18 protein-coding genes are annotated in these 21,989 nt (G+C 57.2%); 12 read left to right on the top strand and 6 right to left on the bottom strand.

The genetic code is table 11. From position 1 onward, the window contains the following. The first annotated feature begins 54 nt into the window (after positions 1-54). From RBR60_RS04345 to RBR60_RS04330, 4 genes are read left to right on the top strand one after another with little or no spacing between them, the layout of a single operon-like run. Complete coding sequence (locus tag RBR60_RS04345; protein ID WP_320354653.1) at positions 55-1,083, top strand: hypothetical protein; 1,029 nt, start codon at positions 55-57, stop codon at positions 1,081-1,083. Continuing rightward, positions 1,064-3,415, top strand: coding sequence for an MFS transporter (locus tag RBR60_RS04340; protein WP_320354652.1), 2,352 nt, complete (start codon positions 1,064-1,066; stop codon positions 3,413-3,415). The genes RBR60_RS04345 and RBR60_RS04340 overlap by 20 nt, the downstream gene beginning before the upstream one ends. After that, a complete protein-coding gene (locus RBR60_RS04335) occupies positions 3,412-4,203 on the top strand; it encodes a GNAT family N-acetyltransferase (RefSeq protein WP_320354651.1) in 792 nt (263 codons plus the stop codon). The genes RBR60_RS04340 and RBR60_RS04335 overlap by 4 nt, the downstream gene beginning before the upstream one ends. Before the next feature lie 13 nt (positions 4,204-4,216). Then, complete coding sequence (locus tag RBR60_RS04330; RefSeq protein WP_320354650.1) at positions 4,217-5,365, top strand: ABC transporter substrate-binding protein; 1,149 nt, start codon at positions 4,217-4,219, stop codon at positions 5,363-5,365. Between the two features lie 10 nt (positions 5,366-5,375). Here RBR60_RS04330 and RBR60_RS04325 read toward each other — a convergent pair whose 3' ends face one another. Next, entirely contained in the window at positions 5,376-7,604 is a 2,229-nt protein-coding gene (locus tag RBR60_RS04325) for a SulP family inorganic anion transporter (RefSeq protein WP_320354649.1), read from the bottom strand. Between the two features lie 262 nt (positions 7,605-7,866). Here RBR60_RS04325 and RBR60_RS04320 point away from each other — a divergent pair, with 262 nt between their 5' ends. From RBR60_RS04320 to RBR60_RS04295, 6 genes are all read left to right on the top strand, one after another. Next, on the top strand, positions 7,867-9,906 hold the full coding sequence (locus RBR60_RS04320) for a SpoIIE family protein phosphatase (RefSeq protein ID WP_320354648.1): 2,040 nt from the start codon (positions 7,867-7,869) through the stop codon (positions 9,904-9,906). A 3-nt stretch (positions 9,907-9,909) separates the two neighbouring features. After that, positions 9,910-10,467: a SiaB family protein kinase gene (locus tag RBR60_RS04315; RefSeq protein WP_320354647.1), complete on the top strand. Its 558-nt coding sequence runs from the start codon at positions 9,910-9,912 to the stop codon at positions 10,465-10,467. Positions 10,468-10,485: 18 nt separating this feature from the next. Beyond that, positions 10,486-10,878, top strand: coding sequence for a DUF1987 domain-containing protein (locus RBR60_RS04310; RefSeq protein WP_320354646.1), 393 nt, complete (start codon positions 10,486-10,488; stop codon positions 10,876-10,878). Beyond that, positions 10,875-11,972, top strand: coding sequence for a sensor domain-containing diguanylate cyclase (locus RBR60_RS04305; protein WP_320354645.1), 1,098 nt, complete (start codon positions 10,875-10,877; stop codon positions 11,970-11,972). Before RBR60_RS04310 ends, RBR60_RS04305 begins: the two co-directional genes overlap by 4 nt. Further along, positions 11,966-13,132, top strand: coding sequence for an amidohydrolase family protein (locus RBR60_RS04300; protein ID WP_320354644.1), 1,167 nt, complete (start codon positions 11,966-11,968; stop codon positions 13,130-13,132). The genes RBR60_RS04305 and RBR60_RS04300 overlap by 7 nt, the downstream gene beginning before the upstream one ends. Positions 13,133-13,219: 87 nt before the next feature. Then, positions 13,220-13,423, top strand: a complete 204-nt coding sequence (locus RBR60_RS04295) for a DUF6485 family protein (RefSeq protein WP_320354643.1) — start codon at positions 13,220-13,222, stop codon at positions 13,421-13,423. 168 nt (positions 13,424-13,591) lie between these two features. On the opposite strand, the gene RBR60_RS04290 is transcribed toward RBR60_RS04295, so the two are convergent. From RBR60_RS04290 to mltG, 3 genes are read right to left on the bottom strand one after another with little or no spacing between them, the layout of a single operon-like run. Next, positions 13,592-14,620 carry a glycoside hydrolase family 3 N-terminal domain-containing protein gene (locus RBR60_RS04290; RefSeq protein ID WP_320354642.1) on the bottom strand — a complete coding sequence of 343 codons (1,029 nt, stop codon included), beginning with the start codon at positions 14,618-14,620 and terminating at the stop codon, positions 13,592-13,594. Between the two features lie 41 nt (positions 14,621-14,661). Then, positions 14,662-15,105 carry a hypothetical protein gene (locus tag RBR60_RS04285; RefSeq protein WP_320354641.1) on the bottom strand — a complete coding sequence of 148 codons (444 nt, stop codon included), beginning with the start codon at positions 15,103-15,105 and terminating at the stop codon, positions 14,662-14,664. Between the two features lie 4 nt (positions 15,106-15,109). Next, positions 15,110-16,132 carry an endolytic transglycosylase MltG gene (mltG, locus tag RBR60_RS04280; protein WP_320354640.1) on the bottom strand — a complete coding sequence of 341 codons (1,023 nt, stop codon included), beginning with the start codon at positions 16,130-16,132 and terminating at the stop codon, positions 15,110-15,112. Between the two features lie 156 nt (positions 16,133-16,288). Here mltG and RBR60_RS04275 point away from each other — a divergent pair, with 156 nt between their 5' ends. Both RBR60_RS04275 and hemW read left to right on the top strand, forming a co-directional pair. Continuing rightward, entirely contained in the window at positions 16,289-17,509 is a 1,221-nt protein-coding gene (locus tag RBR60_RS04275) for a radical SAM protein (protein ID WP_320354639.1), read from the top strand. Beyond that, the gene (gene hemW / locus RBR60_RS04270) at positions 17,509-18,648 is read left to right on the top strand and encodes a radical SAM family heme chaperone HemW (RefSeq protein ID WP_320354638.1); all 1,140 of its coding nucleotides are present in this window, start codon (positions 17,509-17,511) and stop codon (positions 18,646-18,648) included. The genes RBR60_RS04275 and hemW overlap by 1 nt, the downstream gene beginning before the upstream one ends. Positions 18,649-18,737: 89 nt before the next feature. Here hemW and RBR60_RS04265 read toward each other — a convergent pair whose 3' ends face one another. Continuing rightward, positions 18,738-19,859 (bottom strand): DUF2333 family protein, encoded by a 1,122-nt coding sequence (locus RBR60_RS04265; protein WP_320354637.1) that lies wholly within the window; start codon positions 19,857-19,859, stop codon positions 18,738-18,740. A 52-nt stretch (positions 19,860-19,911) separates the two neighbouring features. Next, positions 19,912-21,843: a selenocysteine-specific translation elongation factor gene (gene selB / locus RBR60_RS04260; RefSeq protein WP_320354636.1), complete on the bottom strand. Its 1,932-nt coding sequence runs from the start codon at positions 21,841-21,843 to the stop codon at positions 19,912-19,914. Between the last annotated feature and the right edge of the window lie 146 nt (positions 21,844-21,989).

Genomic DNA, 21,989 nt, shown 5'->3' with positions numbered 1-21,989 from the left:
CTCTATATCTTTGGTGTGGAAATTTTAAAGATTTTCTGAGGGAGAAATTTCTGAATGCGCCTTCCCTTTATTAAAATGCATGTCTGCGGCAATCATTTTATCTTTGTGGATGAGCTGGGCCGGGATCCCATGCCGGACGTCCTGATGGCGGATCTGGCAAGAAAACTTACGGATCCTTACCAAGGCGTGGGCGGAGACGGGCTGATACGCCTGGGAGGAAAGCATCCAACGGATTCTTCCGGCATTTCCTTTCGTCTTCTGGAGCCCGACGGATCGGAGTCCTTAAGCTGTGGCAATGGTCTGCTCTGCGCCGGACGTTACCTTGCGGATCGCTATGGGGTGAAGGCCACGGCCTTCAGAACCCAGATTCCCACGGGAAAACCCGTGATGGTGGTTTCCGGTGAAACGGGGGGAAGACGCTGGATCCGCGTACCCGCACCGGAACCCATGCCGGAATTTCTTTTCCGGCCGGATCTCTATCCGGAATTTTCCAGTCCCATGGGACCTTTGTCCCTGCACCTGGATGCGCGTCGGAAAAAGGGGTTTACCGCGCAGGCGGAGGAGACCTTTTCCCTGAGGGCCTACCCCGTGTTCACAGGAGAACCCCATCTTGTGGTGCGCACATCGGACATAGAGCCCAGGGAAGGGGCCCTTTCTCTATTCCCGGAAATGGAGGGAGGGGAGGAATCCCGGCAGGATGGGGGCGAAGGCCTGCTCCGTCGCCTGGGCGGGCAGATTCCCTCTCAGTATCCGGGGCTTTTTCCTGAGGGCATCAACCTTATGGTGGCCAGAGCCAGTCAGAACGGTGAAGTGATCTTTTTCAGATCCTTTGAGCGGGGCAATCTGCGCGAAACCCTTTCCTGCGGTACGGGCGCTTTGGCCTGTGCGGCTGTGCTGGGAAAGGGGGATGCCATCCGTGTTGTGCCGGAAATGGCCCGGAGACGCATGAATGCATCGGGCTACACGGTGATCCCCGGAAAACGGGAATGGTACCTCTATGGCGATCCGGAAATCCTCTGGGAGGGGGTCTGGACGGGCTTTCGTCTGGAAGAAGGAGCGGGCATTGATTCTTTCAGCGCATAACCCGTTTGCCAACGGAAAAATACGGATTTTTACGGCCTGTGCCCTCATTCTTCTGATCAGCCTTGGCTTTACAACGGCCCTGATTCTGCTCACCCTGGAAAATCGCTACACGGAATCCCTTCTGGGCCGTTATGCGGTGCAGGCCGGGGAGCTGGAGCGGCGCATTGAACAATCTTTGCGTTTTGGGAAATCCCTTCCCCACTTTTACGGCATGGCGGATCTTCTGACCGAGGCCATGGTTGCCATGCCGGAAAAAGAGAGAAACCGCATGGATATACTGCTGGCGGACGGAGAAATTCGCTACAGCACCCAAAGGGATCTGGTGGGAACCTTTCCTGAAAAGCGGGTGCTGGCTTTTATCCAGAAGGATGCGTCCAAAACCCTGCGTCACGGGGACAGCCATGTGATTTTCCGCACCCTTGAGGACGTTGACGGCCTGGGTGTGGGTTTTGTGCTTTTCACCATTGATCATGGGCCGGTTCGGGAAGCCTGGAAACGCATGCTGGTGAAAAGCCTTCTCTCCGGAAGTCTTTTTTTTAGCGCAGGCCTGGGATTGCTCCTCCTTGGTCTGCCGGCCAGGCGTTTTTCCCTGCACCGCCTGCTTCTTGTGGTGATCTGCCTCTGTCAGGCAGGTTTTATTGCGGAACGGGTGCGGGCCTACGAGGCGGATCTTTCCCACCTTTACGGAGAACGGGTTTTTGTACTCAACGGGCTTTTGCAGAAGGAGGTGGAGCACCTGCTGCGCCTTGGTCTCTCCCTGGAGCGCCTTTATAAGGTGGATGTGCTGCTGGCCCGCAGCCTGGCCCGGCTTCCTGAGGTGGCTGAGATCCGTATCACAGATGCCTCCTCTCGCGTGCTGCACAGCTCTTCGGGCGTTTTTTCCCGTGAAAATGCGCCGCGACCCTGGCCGAAGGAAGACAGGGACGTGTTTTCCATCCCCCTTTCTGTGGAAGGCGAGATCAGGGGGTATATCCGCTCCCAGCTTTCCCGGGCCCACATCCGCAGGCAGGCCCATGCCCTGTACTGGGATGCGGGCACGGTGGCGCTGGTTTCCCTTTTTCTGGGCTCCGAGCTTCTGGCCTTTCTCTCGCGAAGCCGGAAGAGAGGTGACGCAGAAATTCCGGCGACCACCTGGAATCCCGGCGTTTCGCGGATGCGGGTGATGGCCTTTTTCTTTTTTTTCGGAACGGACATCGCCATTTCCTTTCTGCCCCTGCACATGGCGGTTCTTTATCAGCCCATTGCCGGACTTCCCAAAGAAACCGTACTGGGTCTGCCCATTACCATTCAGATGATGTGTACGGCCCTGGCCTTTCTGGGGGCTGGCAAGTGGAGTGATCGGGCGGGTTGGCAGTGGCCTTTTCTCACAGGTCTTGGTCTTGCGGCCTGTGGTTTCTTTATGGCCGCCTGGGCCCAGGCTCCCCTTTTCTACCTTCTGGGCATGGGAGTTGTGGGCTATGGCTATGGCCTTGCCTACATGGCGGGCCAGAACTTTGTGGTGGCGGTGAGCTCCAGGGAGAACAGGGGAATCGGACTTTCGGAATTTTATGCAGGCTGCATTGCCGGAAGCATCTGCGGCAGCGCAGTGGGCGCTCTGCTGGCGGACCGGACAGGCTATCCTCCGGTGTTTTTTCTGGGAGGTCTTGCCCTGATTCTGAGTCTTTCGGCATCCTTTTTTTACCTGAAAGGCTTTTTTGGTTTAGCTTCCCGGAATGATCAGGCCCCTGCGGAGAAAAGTCTGATCTTTTTTTTCAAGGATCGCCGTATTCTCGCGGTGATTTTTTGCAGCAGCCTGCCCGCAGCCATCGCCCTTGTGGGCTTTATGAATTATTTCAGCCCCATTTACCTGAATGCCATGGGAGTCAGTCAGTCAACCATCGGTCGTTTTTTCATGCTGTATGGGGTGTGCATGATTTACCTGGCACCCTGGATCACCCGACGCCTGGGTAGCCGTCTGCCGAGACTGCCCATTGCCCTTGCCGGTCTTCTGGGCAGTGCTGCCTTTGGCATTTTTTACCTGTGGGAGGGCCTGATGGCCGTGGGGCTGGGAATTCTGCTTCTGGGATTTGCCGCCTGCTTCAATGCCGCCCGGAATGCATACGCCATCAACCTGCCGGTGAGCCGGGAGGTGGGGGAAGGGCGGGCCATGGGGCTTATCTTTTTTGTGGCGCGTTTGGGCCAGGTGGCGGGGCCTCTCATTTTCAGCATTCTTCTGGCCGCAGGCGAGGTGAAAGAAGCGATTCTGATTGTGGGTCTCAGCTACCTTTTCCTCACCCTGCTTTTTGGTGCGCTGAGCATTCCCGCTCGTCCCATGCGTGGAGAAAGAGCATGAAAAATATCTGCTTGCAGGAATTTGAAAACTTGGATTTACGGGCCAAGGCCTTTTCCACGCAGGAGATTCTCCGTTGGTCTGACCTTGCCAGGGAAACCCTGCAGGAAGAGCTGACCGCTTTTTTTCCAAAGATTTTTCTTTCAGAAAAGGATTGGCGTTATGTGGTGCGCCATTATTTTTTTGATCCTCTGCCCCGGACCCGGTATGCACTTTTTGTCCGCAGCCGGGATGGCGAACTTGTGGGTACTTCTTCCTTTGACATCGGGCCTGCGGTTTATGCGGGGGTGGAAAAAAAAGCCGCCTATGTACACATCCGGGCCCTGCTTCCGGAAGTGCAGATCCGGGGATTGGGACAGGCCATGGCACGCTGGATCCTGTCCTTTGAGCCGGATATTCTTTTCACCACCTGTATGCAGCCTGCATCTCTTTATTCCTGGGTGAGACTTGTGACAGGCGGATACTCCGCATACTATGATATCTGGCCTCGCCTGGCAGAGGATGAGGAAGTGATTCTGCTGCCGCCTGAGGTGCTGGGAGAGGCCTTTTCCCTTTTCACCCAGATTTACGCAGACCATGTGAAAGGGGACGCGCACAGGGTGGAAGCGGTGGTACGGAATCTCACCGTGCGTTTTGTCCGCAGGGCTGTGGGTATGGAGTACGGGGAGGATCCCTGGTCCTTTCCACGGCGGGACCCCATGGCCCAGGGGCTGGATCTTAAGGAATCCGACGGGGTTCTGGTGGTGGTGCGGCGGAAACAGGGCGAAGCATTCAGGATCTCGAGGATGTAAAAGGAGGAAAAAGATGCGTACCGGGTGGTGGCGAATGGGCAGAATGCGGTTGGGGCTGCTGGTACTGGGGATGCTCATGGGGCTTTCCCCGGCCATTGCGGTTGAGGCCCTGGCGGCTTCGGGGGGAAGGGAGGAGGGCGGGCCCTGGCGGCTGGCCTATGTGGAAGGCGGACCCTATGGGGAATACAGTGATTCCATGCGGGCGCTTTTCCATGCCCTGTTTCAGATGGGCTGGCTTCCGGAAAGTCCGGCCGCAGAGCTGAAAACAAGCCGGGAGCTCTGGACCTGGGCCGCTGCCCTGGAAGCACCGCGCCTGTCCTTTCCTGAAGAGAACTATTATACCTGCGACTGGGAGAATGCCCGGCGTCCCCTTGTGCAGGCCCGTCTCTACCAGGATCTTAAGGCAAAAAAAGCGGATCTTGTGCTGGCCATGGGAACCTGGGCTGGTCAGGATCTCAGCAAGGAGGATCCGGGGGTTCCTGTTCTTGTGATGGCGGTGAGTGACGCCGTGGGTGCAGGACTCTTTCGGGATGGACGTCCCGGTGATCCTTCATGGCTCCATGCCCGCATGGATCCCCGGCGCTATGAAAGACAGGTGCGGATTTTCCATGATACGGTGGGATTTGAGCGCTTGGGCCTGGTTTTCAAGGATACGGTGGCGGGCAGAAGCTATGCGGCTCTGGATACGGTGCGGGCCGTGGGGGAGGAGCGCGGTTTTCAGGTGCTTACCTGCGCCATTCCCGACGGCAGGGAGCAGACCGACGAAGAGGCGCTGCTTCTGGATTGCTACGCAAGGCTTGGCCGGGAGGTGGATGCCTTGTACGTGACCGCCCAGAAGTCCCTGAACGCAAAAACCCTTCCCCTTCTTGTGGAAGCAGCCCTGAAGGATCAGATTCCCACCTTTTCCCAGTCCGGCAGTGATGAGGTGCGCATGGGGCTTTTGATGAGCATCTCCCAGGTGGGTTTTTTTTATGTGGGGGATTTCAGCGCAAAAATTCTTGTGCGCATTCTTTCCGGAGAAAGGCCTGGAACCCTACCCATGATTTTTGAGGATCCTCCGAAGATTGCCATCAATCTCAGCACAGCCATGGAGATCGGCTATGATGCGCCCGTGGACATCCTGGTGGCTGCGGATGAGATCTTTCAGCATATTCCGCGATAGGGAGAATCCCTCATTCCCCTTCCCGCAGGCAGCCTGAAATCAGGAGGCGATGCAATTCCAGGGCTGTACTGGGATCCTGAATTTCCAGCTTTCTGAAGGCGGAAGGCGTGAGAAAGGCCAGCTCTGCGGGGCTTTCTGCCACATAGGCCTGGGAGGCGAGCCAGGGACCATAGGCTGCGGGTTCGGCAAAAAAGGTTCCAGGGCCTAAGGTGCGGAGGGCGATGTGCTTGCCGCCTTCTCCTGCCCGGTATTCCCGTACGAAACCTTCCTGCACAAAGACTGCGGCTTCAACCTTCTGGCCGGAGCGCAGGATCATTGCCCTGGCTTCAATGCTTTTGATTTCAAGGAAAGGATGGAGTTTCTTGAGCAGGGATTCCACCTTTTCCTGATGCGCAAGATTTTTTAAGAGACCATCGGACACCGCATCAAAAAGGGCGTCCTTGCTCATGCGTTCCTGGAGCAGGGTCTGGCTCGCCTCCTTTTGTGCTTCCTTCAGCACCCTTTCCTCACTCCATTCCAGCGCTGTGTTCGCATCTTCAAAGGTGAAAATTGCTGCGTTCAGTGTCTCGCTTCCGGCCTGGCGGAGAAGGGTTTCAAAGCGGGGCGGCGCTGCGGCGAGGACAAGGGTGAGGTTGCGGCCGGAAAGTTTCTGGGCCAGGCGGAGAAAGTTGTTGACCGCAGACACATCAAAGCCTGCAACCTTGCTGAAATCCATGACAATGCAACGGGGCTGCTGACCTTCGATTTTTTCAAGGAGGGTGGAGGCGAGCGTGCTGATGGATCCGAAAAAAAGATAGCCGGTAAGTTCAAAAACCTGAATTTTATGGCCGTTTTCGAGAAGCATGCGCTGATGGGGCAAAGGACGCTGACGGGCGCTGCGGATGGATGCGGCTGTGGCGGCCCTGGCCAGGGTGGGGATGCGGCTGAAGCGTAAGACAAAAAGGACGATGGTGGAAAAAAGCCCGAAAAGCACGCCCTGGAGGTAGCCAAAAAGGCCGATGATGCCGAAAACCGCCAGTACAATGGCATAATCAGGGCCTGGCATGCGGCTGCGGGTGTCGAGGATGAAATCCGAGAGAAAGGAGAGGCCAAGCAGGAGCAGAAAACCGCCGAGAAGGGCTTTGGGGAAAAAGGAGAGAATCTGCCCTCCGAAAAAGAGGGTGCAGCCCAGCAGAAGCGCAGCGCTGAGGCCCACAAGGCGGGTCTGGGCGCCGGTCTTGAATCCCAGCAGGGAAAGGCTGATGGAGGTGTAGCCCGCAGGCGCGCCTGTGAAGGCGGCGAGGATATTACCCCCGCCATTGACCATGAGTTCCCGGTTGAGATTCAGATCCTGCTGAGAGGCCAGTTCAATGCCGCTGGTGTTGAGCAGAAGGCCGATGAGGGCGATGAAGGGAATGAGGATCAGGGTGGGGGTCTGTTCAAGGATTACCGTCCACTCGACCCTGAAAAAATCCGAAAGGCTGAAGACCGGCCAGATCCGGGCTGAGGAGAAAGGGGTAAAGAAAAATCCCATGTTTCTCGCTTCTTCCATGGAGATACCCAGGAGAGCCAGGGCGGCGTGGCAGAGGAGGAAGGCCGCCATCAGCGAACCGGGGAGTATGAGAAAATGGGACCAGCGGCGCAGGCAGAAAAAAAGAACAAGGGCGTAGATGAGGCCGGGAACCCAGAGCATGAGCATGGATTTGTGGAAAAGAAGGCCAGGGTTTTCCGTGGAAAGGGAAAGCCCGGTCATCACTTCCAGGCTGCCTGCGGTGAGCAGCCAGCCTGTACCCGCAAGAAAACCAGCCACCACGGGATAGGGCATGAAGCGCAGAAGTTCTGCAAAACGCAGACGTGCGGCCAGAATGAAAAACAGGCCCGTCACCAGTGTGGAAAGCATGAGAGCTGCCACCAGGGTGATGAAAACCGTATCCGGATCTGCGGTTACCAGGGCTGCGGCCATGCCTGCGGCTGCTCCTGCAAAGATGGCGGTGGAGGCATCCTGGGGAAAGCTGATGCTGGATCGGAAGCCTCCGAACAGGGCTGTGAGGAAAAGCAGCACCACGGCACCCGCGAGTGTCAGCCCCATGGCCCGTTGGGCGTGTATCTGCAGGGGGCCTGCAAAGATCATGGCAGCAAAGGAGACCTGAACCACCAGGGTGATGAGGCCTGTGATCACGCCCATGCTGAGGCCGGAAAGGCCCTGGCCGGAGGGCAGGTCCGAAAGGATTTCCCGAAGAAGGGAGAAGGAAGGGCGCATAGGGCGATCCATGGTTCGGGTTGCAGGAATTTTTCAGTGAGGTGTGGAGAATTCTTACACAACAACCGAGGATTTTGTCAATTGCCTTCCCGGAAGAGGCTGGACGGGTCTTTACAAAATCCATGGCAAAAACGCTGGATTCTGCTATCTTGCACCCTGTGCTGAAAGATCGGGCATTAGAGCGGAAGGTGATAAAAAACAGGGTTTTTTCCGGGGCATTTTCGAAAAAAGGTTCTGAAGAAAGCAGCGAAGGCGTGCGCGCATGGGCATCCGAAAGCGGATTTTACTTCTTGTGTTGTTTCTCCTGATCCCCGCCGGGGCCGTGGGCTTTCTGGTCTGGACGGGTATGACCCACAGGATCAGCCAAGGCTTGGGCCGGGACCTTGCTGTGCGTCATATCCTCTGGCAGAAGGAGCGGATCAGCGGCGCCATCGGCCGGGAGCTGGCCCTTTGCCGGAAGCTTGCGGATTCGGCCTTTCTCAGGCGCTGGGCTCTGGCGCAGAGGGACGAAGGACTCCGGGAAGAAGCCTTTGGGGAGTTGCGGAGTTTTGCCAGGCTTTTTGAGTGGGGAAGTTGGTTTGTGGCCTTTGATGACAGTCTGGACTACTACTACGACACCCACGAGGGGGAACGGAGGGGCCGGGAGTGGGTGAAAACCCTGGATCCCGGAAAACCGGAGGATATCTGGTTTTTCACAGCCATGAACCTGCCCCAGCCCTACAGTTTTAATGTGGATGTCAACCATGCTTTGGGGGTGAAGAAGCTGTGGATCAATACCCTGATCCTGGATGGGGACAAAAGGATGGGAATCACGGGAACGGGTCTCGACATTTCCGCCTTTATCTCGGAATTTGTGGATTCCAGGGAACACGGGGTGAGTGCGGTTGTCATGGATCGCCGGGGTGTTGTCATTGCCCATGAAAATCCTGCTTTGATCAATATGAATATCCACTCCCAGCAGGAGGAGAACCTCATCACGGTCTTTTCCCTGCTGGAAGGGGAGGAGGATGAAAAAAAGCTCCGGGAAGCCATATCCGTCATTCTGGGACGGGGGAGCGTTTCCTCCCTTGTGCTGGAGTTTTCCATGAAAGACGGCCCAAGGATAGCGGCCATCGGTTACCTGCCGGAGCTGGACTGGATTATCCTTTCCATGGTGGATCTCGCCAGCCTTTCGGGTATGGAGAGGTTGGCCCGGATGCTTGTGGCTCCAGCTCTTCTCTTTCTGCTGTTTACCATTCTGCTTCTCATGATGATCGACCGTTCTGTGGTGACGCCCATACGGAAACTGGCCGCAGCCGCCTCCCGTATGGCCGAGGGCGACTACCACGTGCGGCTTGCGATCCGGAGAAAAGATGAGATCGGGCATCTGACCGGGGCCTTCAATGGCATGGCCCGGACCGTGGAGGAACACACCCGGACCCTGGAGGCGCGGGTCCTGGAGCGCACCCGCAGCCTGGAAGAGGCCAATGAAAAGATTTTACAGGGCCTGGCCTATGGTCAGACCCTGCAGCGGGCTTTTCTGCCGGATGAGGATTCCCTGCGGGCCGAATTGGCGGAGAGTTTTCTGATCCTGCGGCCCAGGGATGGGGTGGGAGGCGATTTTGCCTTTGTCCGCCGTTATGGTGGCAGGCTTGTCCTGGGCCTTGGCGACTGCACGGGCCATGGGGTGGCGGGGGCGCTGATGAGCATGAGCGCCCATGCCATCCTGGATGGCCTGGTGAATGAGATGGGACCGGAGCATCCCGGCCTGCTTCTTGGGGAATTTAATCGCCGCATGCAAAGGGCCCTGCATGGTCAGCAGAATCAGGGACGCATGGACAATGGGCTGGAAATGGCCCTCTGCTGCCTGGATCCGGAAGAAAAAGGCATGCGTTTTGCCGGAGCCCGTCTGTCCTTGTATGGGGTGAAAGAAGGGGTCTGCACCCAGATCCGGGGATCCCGGCAGAGCCTGGGATATCGCCGCAGCGACCCCTTTTTCTCCTTTGAAGAGCACAGCCTGAGGCTGGATGGAACGATGACTTTTTATATGAGTAGTGACGGATTTCTGGATCAGGTGGGGGGCGAAAAAGGCTTAAGTTTCGGGAACCGTCGTTTTGTGGCCACCCTGGGAGCCTTAAGTTCCCTTCCCATGGAAATGCAGAAAAAAGGGCTTGAGCAGGCCCTTGAAGCCTATCAGGGGGCGGGGGATCAGCGGGATGATATCACGGTTATGGGGTTCAGGCCGGTGGTCTCTGGGGGAAATCAGAAAGGGATCGTCCTGGATCCTGGCATTGAAAATTTTCCAAGTTCCGTGAAGGAGTAGGCCATGTCGCATGCGCAGATTGATCTTTATGAGCTTCAGCAGACTCTGTCCCGTGAGGAGATCATGCTGTGTTTCAATGGCTCCCTGAGCCAGACCATCATTGAAGAGCTGGGGCTTGCCATTCGCAAACACCTGGAAAATGAACGTGTGGAGAAAAGCCGGGTTTTTGATGTGTTTTCCATCTACATTGAACAGGTGCAGAACATCCGCCATTATGCGGCCCGCAGAGCGGGAAGTGAGACGGAAAGCCAGCGTCTGGCCAATGCCATTGTGGTGGTGCGCCAGAGCGGGGATCGCTACATCATCAGCTCGGGCAATGCGGTGGCCCATGGGGATACGGGCAGCCTCCTTGCTCACATTGATCATCTCCGGACTCTGGATGCCTCAGCCCTGCGCAGGCTGTACAAGGAAACCCTCAGGAAGCCAAGGGACAAGGACCCTCAGGCAGGCGCGGGACTTGGGTTGATCAGTATGGCGCGTCTGGCGAAGGAGCCTTTATCCTATGCCCTGCGTCCTGTGGACAGCGTGTATGCCTTTTTTACCCTCTCCGCTACGATCTGAAGACCCTGGGAGTATATTATGGAAGCCATCCGTATTGACGCCACTGTCTCCACACCGGCGGTGCTCTTTGAGCCTGAACAGAATCTTCTGCGGATTACGGGAGAATCCTATCCGGAAAATGTGCTGCTTTTCTATGAGCCCATCCTTGCGGCCATCAGTGCCCATCTCAGTGAGCCGGATGCGGGGCTTGTCATCGAATTTCATGTCCGTTACCTCAACACCAGCAGTGTCAAGGCGGTGATGGATATTCTGGACCTTGCCGAAGAAGCCTATCAGAGCGGGAGGAAAACTGCGGTGATCTGGCGCTATGACCCGGAGGATGACCGATCCCTGGACATTGCCGAGGAGTTCAGCGAGGATCTCTCCCTTCCCTTTACCACCGAAGCTGTGGATGGCGGAGGATATCCATGATGGGACATCAGAAGCGCCTGCAGGAAATCGGGGATAAACTTGCCGAGCATCCTTCACCCGGAAGTGATCTTCTGGCCGGAAGTGATCTTCTGGAAGATCTGCGTTTTCTCTACCAGAAGTATGAAAAACTGACCCGACAGTTCCGGAAAGTGGCGCACATCAGCGACATGCTCCATGCCAGGCTGGAAGCAACCAACACGGAGCTGCGGGAAAGTGAATCCCGTTTCCGTTCTCTGGCCCACAACGCCGCAGCCGGAATTTATGTTTTGCAGGGAAGACGTTTTGTGCTGGTGAATCCTGCCATGAGCCATATCCTCGGGTATTCGGAAGAAGAGCTTCTTCGTGAGGACTTCATCCATTTCATCCACCCGGATTACCGCAAGATGGCCCTGGAAAATGCCCTGGCCCGTCAGAGCGGAGAGCCCGCCCCTCCCCGGTATGAGCTGATGATACGGACCAAGGCCGGTGAAGCCCGGTGGGTGGAGTTGACCGCAGGGCAGGCGGTGTACGGAGGCAGGCCTTCCAGCACAGGAACCCTTTTTGACATTACGGAGCGCAAGCTTCTGGAAGAGCGCATGACCCACATGGCCCTGCATGATACCCTCACAGGCCTTCCCAACCGCATTCTCTTTGAAGACCGTGTGGAGATGGCCATGGCCGCCGCCAGCCGACGCCGCGGTCGGCTTTGCCTTATGTTCCTGGATCTGGATCACTTCAAACCCATTAACGACACCCTGGGCCATGGGGTGGGCGACCGTCTTCTCCAGGAAGTGGCGGCTCGTCTGTGGACCCTGCTCCGGGATTCGGATACGGCAGCGCGCATCGGCGGGGATGAGTTTGTCATCCTTCTTCCGGAAATTGAGAAGCCCGAAGATGCCTCCAGGGTGGGGGAAAAAATCCGGGAAGGGCTGCGCCTTCCCTTTGAGATTGAGGGGCACAGACTATTGATCACAGCCAGCATCGGCATTGCCATCTACCCGGATCATGGTACCAACCTTACGGAATTATCCAAGAAGGCGGATAAAACCATGTACCATGCCAAGGAAAGCGGCAGGGATTGCGTACGGGTCTGCGGGCAGGGTTTTGTATGCTGAAGGATGAGAAAAATGATCACGGCCCCCAGGCCCTGCGGGCCCGGAGAATCTGCCTTTCTCCGGAGAGGGTGGTGGAAGATGGCCTGCTGCTGGTGCGGGAAGGTCGGATCCTGGATGTGGGGTCTTACAGGCTTTTACGCAGAAGCTACGACGGTGAGGTACAGGACCTGGGGGAGGTGACCCTGACCCCTGGGGTGTGCAATGCCCATACCCATATGGAACTCTGTCACTGCAAGGGAAAAACCCGGCTGAAAGAAGGTTTTGTGCCCTGGCTGCGGAGCCTCCTTGAAAACAATCTCCAGGATTGCGATCCGGAAATCCTGGAAAGTGCGGCAAAGGGGCTTCGGGCTTCGGGCACAGGCCATGTGGTGGACATTGGCAGCCGGAACCCATGGCCTGTATCCCAGGCTTTGGAGAAAGCAGGTCTTCATTACACCCTCTGCGGTGAGGCCTTTGGCTTCACCCTGCCCGGAGACCCTCATCCGCCCCTGCCAAAGCCTTTTTTGTCCCTCGATCCCAGGCAATGGCGTCATGTGGCGGCTGCGGGTCATGCCCTGTATTCCACATCTCCGGAACATCTGCGCAAGGCCCGGTCCTGGTCCCTTGGAAAGGGCCATTTTTTTTCCATGCACCTTGCGGAATTTCCCGAAGAAGAAGAAATGCTGCGTACGGGTGCAGGCCCTCTTTATGATCTGATGCGCGGACCTGTCCTTCCCCAGAAGTGGCGGGCTCCAGGGGTGGGGCCTGTGTCCATGGCCTGGCAGGAGGGACTTCTGGGGCCTGGAACCCTGGCTGTACACTGTGTGCATGTGGATGCTAAGGATCTGCGCCTTTTAAAGGAAAGTGGAAGTCTTGTCTGTCTCTGCCCCCGCAGCAATGCGGGGATCGGGGTGGGATGCCCGGATATCACCGCTTTTCTCGATGCGGGGATTGCCTGCTGCCTGGGTACGGACAGCCTGGCATCCAATGAGGATCTGGATGTCTGGGAAGAGGTGCGTTTTATTCTGAAAAAAAAGCCCCTGGGGCTCAGGCAGGCCCTGGCGCTCACTTCGGGCAATGTGGCATCCTTGCCCGGTATGGGCCATCTGGGAAGTCTGATGCCGGGCAAGGCGGCTTTCTGGAGCGTTTTACCCGCAGACCTTGAAGCCCTGCTCGGATAAGGCCCCCATCCCCTGGAGTCGGGAAAGAGCCTGGGGAAAGGTTTAAAAAAAGGCTGGGCATGGAAAGATGGTAAATAAGGAGTATTTATGACCTGCAATCAGACGGAAAATCGAAAAACCTGCGCCTGCACCTATCCCGGTTGCCCCAGGCAGGGAAACTGCTGCGCCTGTATCCGTTATCACAGGGCCAAACGCCAGTTGCCGGCCTGTGCTTTTCCTGCGGATGCGGAAAAAACCTATGATCGCTCCTTTGAACATTTTGCAAGGCTGGTGGCCGAGAGTAGGGCCTGATGGCTGTTGCGGAGGAAAAACCCGGCCATCCGATGTCATTTTCCTGATCTTGCGGCCTTTTCTGGGGAATGCCAGGGTTTTCTGGAGGAGGGAGGGGTTTGTGACTGCAACCATGACCGCTGGGGGAGGGCCTGCCTTCCCAGCGGTTTTTTTACGGAATCTGGCGGCTCAGGACCAGGTGGGGGAGGAGGGCTTTGGAAGGGTCTTTTCTTTGAGGGCCAGGATCCGTTGGGCGGAGCGGATGAAGTGGGGGCGTTTTTCCGGATTCTGGGCCATGTCCGTGAGGGCTTTGAAGGCCTCTTCAATGGCAGGGCCTTCGTGGCAGATGAGACCGAGGTCCACTTGCGCTTCCACAAGACGGGCCATGGCAAGGTCCATGGGAAGGCGGATGGCCTTCATATCCAGGTCATCGGTCATGACAAGCCCCTCATACCCCATTTCCTTTCTGAGCAGATCCCGGCATATGCGCGTGGAGAGACTGGCGGGCCATGCGGGGTCCAGTTTTTCATAGAGAATATGGGAAACCATGACTCCCGCCACTTGGGCCTGGATGGCGGCCTGAAAGGGAAGGAAGTCCGTCTGGGCAAGCAGGGATTTTTCCGCATCCAGGTAGGGAAGCACGTGGTGGGAATCCAGCACGGTGCGGCCAATGCCGGGAAAATGTTTGGCCACCGCAGCAATGCCGTTTTCCTGATAGGCCCGGATCACGGCAAGGCCCATGGCGCTGACCCTGGCGGCGTCTCCCTGAAAGGCCCGATGTCGGATGATGCTGGCGGGATGATGGGACGCGACATCGAGAACAGGGGCGAGGTTCATGGTGATGCCAAGGGATTTCAGTTCTTCGGCCATGGCCTGGGCGTGCAGGGCAGCTTCCCTGGGGCCCGTGAAGTCGGCAATACCGGGAAATTCCCTGAAAGCAGGCATCCGCAGCCGGGCCACGGGGCCGCCTTCCTGATCTATGGCGATGATGAGGGGGGGCAGGCCTTCGGCCTGGGCTGCGGCCTTAAGATCTCCGATGAGTTGGGTGAGCTGCTCTTTTGTGCGGACATTGGTGGTGAAAAGAACCATGCCCGCAGGTCGGATGCGGGCCAGGGTGCTGCGGACTGCGGCGTGACATTCGGGGCCTTCAAACCCCAGCATGAGGCGTTGGCCCGCAAGGGCCTCGGCATTCCAGGTTTCCGGAGAAAAGGGCTGCATGGGATTTTTTTTCCTTGGGAGAGAAGGAGGCGGTTTCGGGATCAGGCTGTCACCGGTGCAATGGGAGCCCAGGTGAGGCCATCCCAACGTTTTCCGAATCGGCTTATCATGACAAAGGCCAGCCAGAGTTGTTCCAGGGTGGTCAGGGAGCGCAGGTCCGGGTTTTTTTCCCGGTCCAGGGGTTTTCCGGCAAAGGCGTGAAAGCGAAAGGTCATATCCTGGAACCGCACCCCCGGAACCTGGGCAAGGTCCATGAGCTGATTTTGTCGCGGTAGCCAGATGCGTGGTTCAATGCGGATGATTCCGTTTTCCCGGAGAATGGCAAAGCCTTTGCGGAAAGCCTGGGGCCCTGTGGCGTCCATCCAGAACTGGGGCCGGTCTTCTCCTCTGGCGAGAAGGTAGACATCCCCCCGCGCCGGAACCCACTGATTCTGGATTTCCCGGGCTTTGCGGCACATATGGCGGTAGGCTGGAGACTGGTCCATCACCCTACTTTCCCACAGCCCTGTTGCTGCGCTGATATTGCTGTACGGCCCGGTTATGCTCCGAAAGCTCTGTGGAAAAATGATGGGTACCGTCATTTCTGGAAACAAAAAAGAGAAAGGATGAGCTGGCAGGCCAGAGGGCGGCTTCCAGGGAGGCCTTTCCGGGAGAGGCGATGGGACCTGGCGGCAGACCGTGAATGCGGTAGGTATTGTAGGGGGTCCAGGTGCGCAGGTGGGTTCGGGTGATTCTGCCGTCAAAATTCTGGATACCGTAGATCACGGTGGGGTCCGTTTCGAGGCGCATGCCCCTGGCCAGGCGGTTGTGAAACACGGATGCAATGAGGGGCCTTTCGTCCGGATGCCCGGTTTCCTTCTCAATGAGGGAAGCCAGGGTGACCACCTGATGGATGGAAAGGCCCATGTCCTGGGCCCGTTGGTTTTTTTCTGCGTCCATCACCTGGTGAAAGTGCTGCACCATGGTGCGGATCATGGTGTGGGCGGTGTCCTTCCGGGTGAAGAAATAGGTGTCCGGAAAGAGGTAGCCTTCCAGGTTATCCGCCGGAATGCCAAGGCTTCTGGTGAATTCAGCATCCATGGCCGCATGGACGAAGGCCTCTTTGGCAACAAGGCCGGTTTCCGCCACACGTCGGGCAATTTCTGTGATCCTCAGGCCTTCGGGCAGGGTAAGTCGATAGCGTTTCACCCGGCCCTCCACCATCATGCGGAGCAGGTCCTGGGGGCTGAGGGCGGAAGACATGGTGTATTCGCCGGAATGAATGCGGGTGTCGTTTTTCTGAATCCGGGCGAGAATGCGGAAGAAAAGGGCATTTTCAATGAGGCCTTGTGTTTCCATGCGCTCGGCCACGGTGCGGAAGCCTTCGCCCCGCTCCACGATGAAAGAGACTTCCGGGCCCTGGGGATCTCTCGGATTGGCGGCATAGTGGCGGAGTCCATCCCTCAGGACAAGGCCTGTGGCCGCAAGGAGGAAAAGACAGAGAAAAAAAGAGGCGAAAAGGGAAGGTTTCATCAAAGGAGTCTCCATGGCTGTCATCCGAGGGCTATGTATAGCCCGATTGGAGGGAGGTGTCAAAAGAGGAAATGGACAGGGCTTGCCATTGGCGGGAAGATCCCTATCTTGAAAATCCACTGTCAGCGCAAAGAGGCTGACGGAAAAGGAGGAAAGATGACAGAGAAAAACAAAGGGGGCAGGGAGGGGGAAAACCCCAGGGCTTCGGAGCCTGAATCCTCTGCGTGGAAAAAGGATGCGGTTTATGCGGGATTTGAGCAGGGCCCCATCCGCCCTCCCAGCGAGGCGGCAAGCCTTCTCATCCGCGTGACCCGCAACTGCCCCTGGAACCGCTGCCGCTTCTGCCCCGTGTATAAGGGAGAACGTTTTTCCTTAAGACCCCTTGAGCATGTGCTGGCGGACATTGATGCGGTGCATGGGCATATCCAGCGCCTTCAGGCGGATGCCGCAGGCGGGCCGCTTACGCGGGAAATGGTGATGCGGGCGGGAGAGAGGCTTTCCGAACCGGATCTTGATGCCCTGCACGCGGCCCTGAACTGGATGGCCCATGGCATGGAATCCGTTTTTCTTCAGGATGCCAACAGTCTCATCATGAAACCCGAAGAGCTGCTCCGGGTTCTTGATCATCTCAAAAAACGCTTTCCCTGGATTCAGCGGATCACTTCCTATGCCAGATCCCAGACCCTCAAAGGCATTTCCGACATCAACCTTAAGAAAATGGCGAACGCGGGACTGAATCGTATCCATGTGGGCATGGAGTCGGGCTGTGATGCCGTACTGGAGAGGGTGAAAAAGGGAGTGACCCGGGATGTGCATATCCTTGCCGGTCAGAAGGTGAAGGCTGCGGGGATCTCTCTTTCCGAATACGTGATGCCCGGTCTTGGGGGAAGGGATCTGTCCGAGGCCCATGCCCTGGACACGGCGGATGCCCTGAATCAGATCAATCCGGACTTCATCCGCTTAAGAACCCTGGCCCTGCCCCGGCATACGGAGCTTTACGAAGACTGGCAGGCAGGCCTTTTCACACCCTGTACCGGGGAAGAGGTGGCGCGGGAGATTTTAGGCTTCATTCTGGCCCTTGAAGGCATTACCAGCACCGTGACCAGCGACCACATCCTCAATCTTTTTGAGACCGTGTCCGGCAGGCTTCCCGAAGCCAAACCCCAGATGGTTGCGGAAATTCAGTCCTTTCTCGATCTTCCGGAGAAAGAGCGCATGTTCTACCAGGTGGGGCGGCGCATGGGGCTTTACCGGGGGATGGGAGATTTTCAGGACCCTTCCCGCCGCAGACGGGTGGAGGAGGCCTGTATGCGTTATGAGGTGCGGCCGGACAATCTGGAGCAGGTGATGGATGATCTCATGCGGCGTTTCATCTGATGGATACTTCCCTTGGCGCATATGTGCATGTGCCTTTCTGCCGGAGCCGCTGCGCTTACTGTGACTTTTACTCCACCCTGGAAAGGGGGCGCATGGGGGATTATGTGGAGGCCCTTCAGAGGGAGATCCGCATGAGTCCATGGCAGGGGCGCTCCCTCGACACCCTTTATTTCGGAGGGGGAACCCCTTCCCTTCTGGCTCCGGAGGATCTGGGCCGTATTCTCCAGGCCCTGGACCAGCGCTACGGTCTTAAGCGGGATGCGGAGATCACCCTGGAAGCCAATCCCGGAACCGTGGACAGACAAAGTCTCAAGGCCCTCCGGAGGCTTGGGGTGAACCGTTTAAGTCTTGGGGTGCAGAGCTTTGATGCGCGGAGCCTCATCCTTCTGGGAAGGGGACACACGGCGGAAGAAGCGATCCGGGCCTGGGAGGCGGGGCGGGCGGCGGGGTTCACCAACATGGGCCTTGATCTCATCTATGGACTTCCCGGTCAGGACAGAAAGAGCTGGATCAGGGATCTGGAAAGGGCCTTTCACCTGGCACCGGAGCATCTCTCCCTTTACATGCTCAGCATTGAGGAAGGCACCCCCATGGGAAGGGCCCTTGCATCCGGCCGTATGGATGCTCCCGATGAGGGCTGCGTGGCAGACCTTCTGCGTTTCACCCTGGCGTTCACGGAAAAAGCGGGCTACCCCTGGTATGAGGTATCCAATTTTGCAAGGCAGCCGGATTGTCAGTCCCGGCACAACCGCAGATACTGGGAAGGCAGGCCCTGGCTGGGGCTGGGACCCGGAGCCCACGGCTACCTTCCTCCCGTACGCTGGGCCAATGCCTGTGACCTGGATGCCTATCTGGATGGGACAAAAAAGGGCTTTGTGCCAAGGGAAATGGAAGAAACCCTTGATCGGGAAGCCATGGGTACCGAGGCCCTTTACCTTGGATTCAGAACCCGCAGGGGAGTGGAGGTGGCGGCCTTTGACCGGCTGACGGGCCGCTCCTTTGTGGAGACCTGCGGAGATCTTGTTTCACGCTACGGGCATCAGGGTTTTCTTTGCCTGGAAGGGGGATACTGTCGCCTGACAGAAGAGGGCATGGTTTTTCTCGATGCCATCACCGCAGATTTTGTGGCGGCTTTCTGACAAAAGGGACGGGATTTTTTTTATGGGATTGCAGAAGGGGCCGCCCGATGGGCTGGCCCCTTTTTCGTGCATGGGTGCAGGTTTTCTGATCAGGTGGAAAGGGTGGTGATGAGCACACCAATATAAAAGCGAGCCAGGGAGACGTGGGTGGCGAGGTTGGCCCTGTGATTGGCGAAGATGCCGCTCAGATCGCTGTTAAGGATGACGATGGGATCAATGTCATTGGCGTATTTGCAGGACTGGATGGCCCGGCGCAGGGTTTCGAGGCCGCCACGGCTCTGGAGCATGGGATAGAAGTCATGCTCTATGGCTTCCAGAACGGTGCCCATGGCGCTGGTAACCCCTTTGGAATAATAGAAATAATCGTCTGCCTTGAAAAAGCTCACGGGGCTGCCGTTGCTTTCATGGGTTTTGATCAGGTTGTCGTTGCAGCTTCCAAGAAGGTTCTTGTAGGCGATGAGCAGGGGAATGAGGTTGTCGGAACGGTTGTAGAAGTTGGCTCTGCCCTCCACAAGTTTTTCCTGGTAAAGGGATAATTCCTTGAGACCCGCCTTGTATTTGGATTCTGCGGATGGAAACCAGAACTTGGTGGGTCGAATCATAAACCAGTTCATGGCGTTTTCCAGGTTGGGGTCAAAGGAGGCCGTGCTGCCTGTGCGGGAAATATCTTCGGCAAGCTTGACCGCTGTGCGGCGGGTGACCTCCAGGGTTCCGAGCTGGAAGTTGTTCACGTTGTCCGTGGGACGGATGAGATCATTGGGACGCCATCCCCAGAAACGATCGTACAGTTCATAGCGCATGGGTTTCTGGGCGGCTTCCACAAAGGTCCAGCCCACCACATTGGGATGGCCTCCAGAGCCGGAAATGCCTGCATGGGGGGTACTCGGAGAGGTCTGGGTTTTGGCGGCAGTGGCAGGGATGGGCATGGACGCGTCCGTTTCCCGGACCGGGGCAACGGCCACATGGCCTTCATCACCGGGCCGCACAAGACGGTTGTTGCCTTCGAGATCCATGGCGGGTGCCGTATACGGAGCCTGGGCCTGATCCGGGTTGAGGGTTTTGGGGCCGGAACTCATGAGGCCCACAAGGGTGATGAGAAGCCACAGGCCAAAGAGAGTGAAAAAAATCACCGCACCGATGTGCCGGGGGCTGAGGCTTTTGGTGTCTGAAGATGCGGATGATGGCGTTTTGGTTTCCTGATCTTTGTGCATGAACCTGTCCTTCATGGGTATTGGGTTTTCTGGGCGGGCCTTTTTCCTGTAATCAGACTTCCCGGATATCGCGCTTGCGGAGCTTGCGTGTGTCCCCGACCCGGATGGTAAGCTGTGTGCCGTCGAAATATTCCATGAGCGGTATCACATATTTGCGGGCAATGCCACCACAGACATCCTTAAATTGTGTGGGGTTCATATCGTCGTTCTGAAGCAGAAAATCAATGACCTTTTTCTGAAGCTCTTCCAGAACAGGCCGGGGAAAGAAAAGATCCTCTTTAACCCGGACCATTTCCTTTTCCCGTATGAGAATCTGCATGACATCGGGAGCGGCCTGGGCCTGGGCCTGATCCAGGTTCCGGATGATTTCCCGGAAATAGGGCGGTGTGATACCGGCCTCCTGATAGATCCGGAGGATCTGACTGCGCAGGGCTTCCTGATCCACCTGAAGCGCCACCTTGTGGCTGCTGAGCCGGACCAGATCCCCTTGCTGAACCATTTCTCCGTCTTTGACAAGCTGGTTGAGTACCTGGTTTAAGAGCCTGCCCTGGATGTAGGCGGGAAACTTGCTTTTCAGCTCTTCCTTGGAGATCCCTTCTTTCAGGGGGTGCATTCTGTGATATTCGGAGAGATAATCTGTGGCAAAGCTGCAGAGCTGGGCGAAGACCTCGCCGTGAATATAGGCTTTGGCCTCCTTGTCGGTCACAAGGATGATTCTGGCGGAAAGAAGTTTCTGCAGAACCGTTGTGAGCTGTTTTTCTGAAAGATTGGTGACCAGCCTGAGGTCTGACATGGTGGCACCCGAAGGTCCGGCCTGGAGCAGGTGGAAGGCTGCGGCCTCCTCGCCGCCCGCCTCACTGAGATGACTGAGGCCGGAGATGATTTTTTCCTGAAAGCGCTTGTGCTTCTGGGGCACGGGGTTGAGGATGGCCCCTCCACCGATGGTGCGCACAGGGGAATAGGAGCGCACCACATAGCGGTCATCCCGGACGCAGACCATGGGGGTGTCGAAACGGAACTGCACAGGCCCCTTTTCGCCCGGAGCCATGCTGTCCCTGTCCAGGAGAATGGCCAGAGCCGTGATTTCGCTGGTGCCCGCATGAAAGCGCACCCGTGTGCGGTTTTTAAGCGGTTTTTCATTGCTGGAAAGGTACTGAAAGTCCGTATCCACCATGAAGGTGTTTTTTAAGGCGTCCGGCGGGGCAATGACATCGCCTCTCTGCACTTCCGAAAGATCGAGCCCCTGAAAGTTCATGGCCGTTCTCTGGCCGCACACGGCGGTCTGAACGCTTTGATTGTGAACCTGAAGCCCGCGCACCCGGGACTGGGTGAGGGCGGGGTAGACCATCACCGTATCGCCCGTGCTCACGGAACCGGAGATGAGGGTGCCTGTGATGACCGTGCCAAAGCCTTTCATGGTGAAAACCCGATCCACGGGCAGGCGGAAGACCGTCGTGTTCCGGATGTCCGGAACCAGGGAAGCCAGCTGTGAGATGGCGGCGATGAGCTCTTCCATGCCCTCCCCTGTATGGGAGGAGACCGGGATGATGGGCGCTTCGGACAGAAAGCTTTCTGAAAGAAAATCCCGCACATCTTCGGTGACCATGTCCAGCCAGTCTTCGTCCACCATGTCCCTTTTGGTCAGCACCACCAGGCCATGGCGGATGCCCAGGAGAGAGCAGATTTCAAGATGCTCACGGGTTTGCGGCATGATTCCCTCATCCGCAGCAATGACCATGGCCACGATGTCGATACCTGAAGCCCCTGCCACCATGTTCTTGACAAACTTTTCATGACCCGGAACATCCACAACCCCAAGACGCCTGCCATCGGGAAGATCCAGGGCGGCAAAGCCCAGCTCAATGGTGATGCCGCGTTTTTTTTCTTCCTTGAGCCGGTCCGTATCCGTTCCTGTGAGGGCGCGGACAAGGCTGGTTTTTCCATGGTCAATGTGACCGGCCGTACCCAGAATAATTTCTTTCAAGACTCTTCTCACTCCCAGGGAAGCGTTGCTGTGGTCGGGGATGAGGGCTTACCCCCATCTGCTGTCGGGCAGGAGGGCGGGCTCCTGCCATGGAATCCCGTTAGAATTAGAGCATAAGGCCTTCGGGGTCAACATTTCCTTTCAGC

Origin of the sequence: Desulfobotulus sp., assembly GCF_034006065.1 — a bacterium.
Lineage (GTDB): Bacteria > Desulfobacterota > Desulfobacteria > Desulfobacterales > ASO4-4 > Desulfobotulus.
The sequence above is the reverse complement of the archived record's forward strand: the minus strand, read 5'-3'. Positions and strand labels throughout refer to the sequence as shown.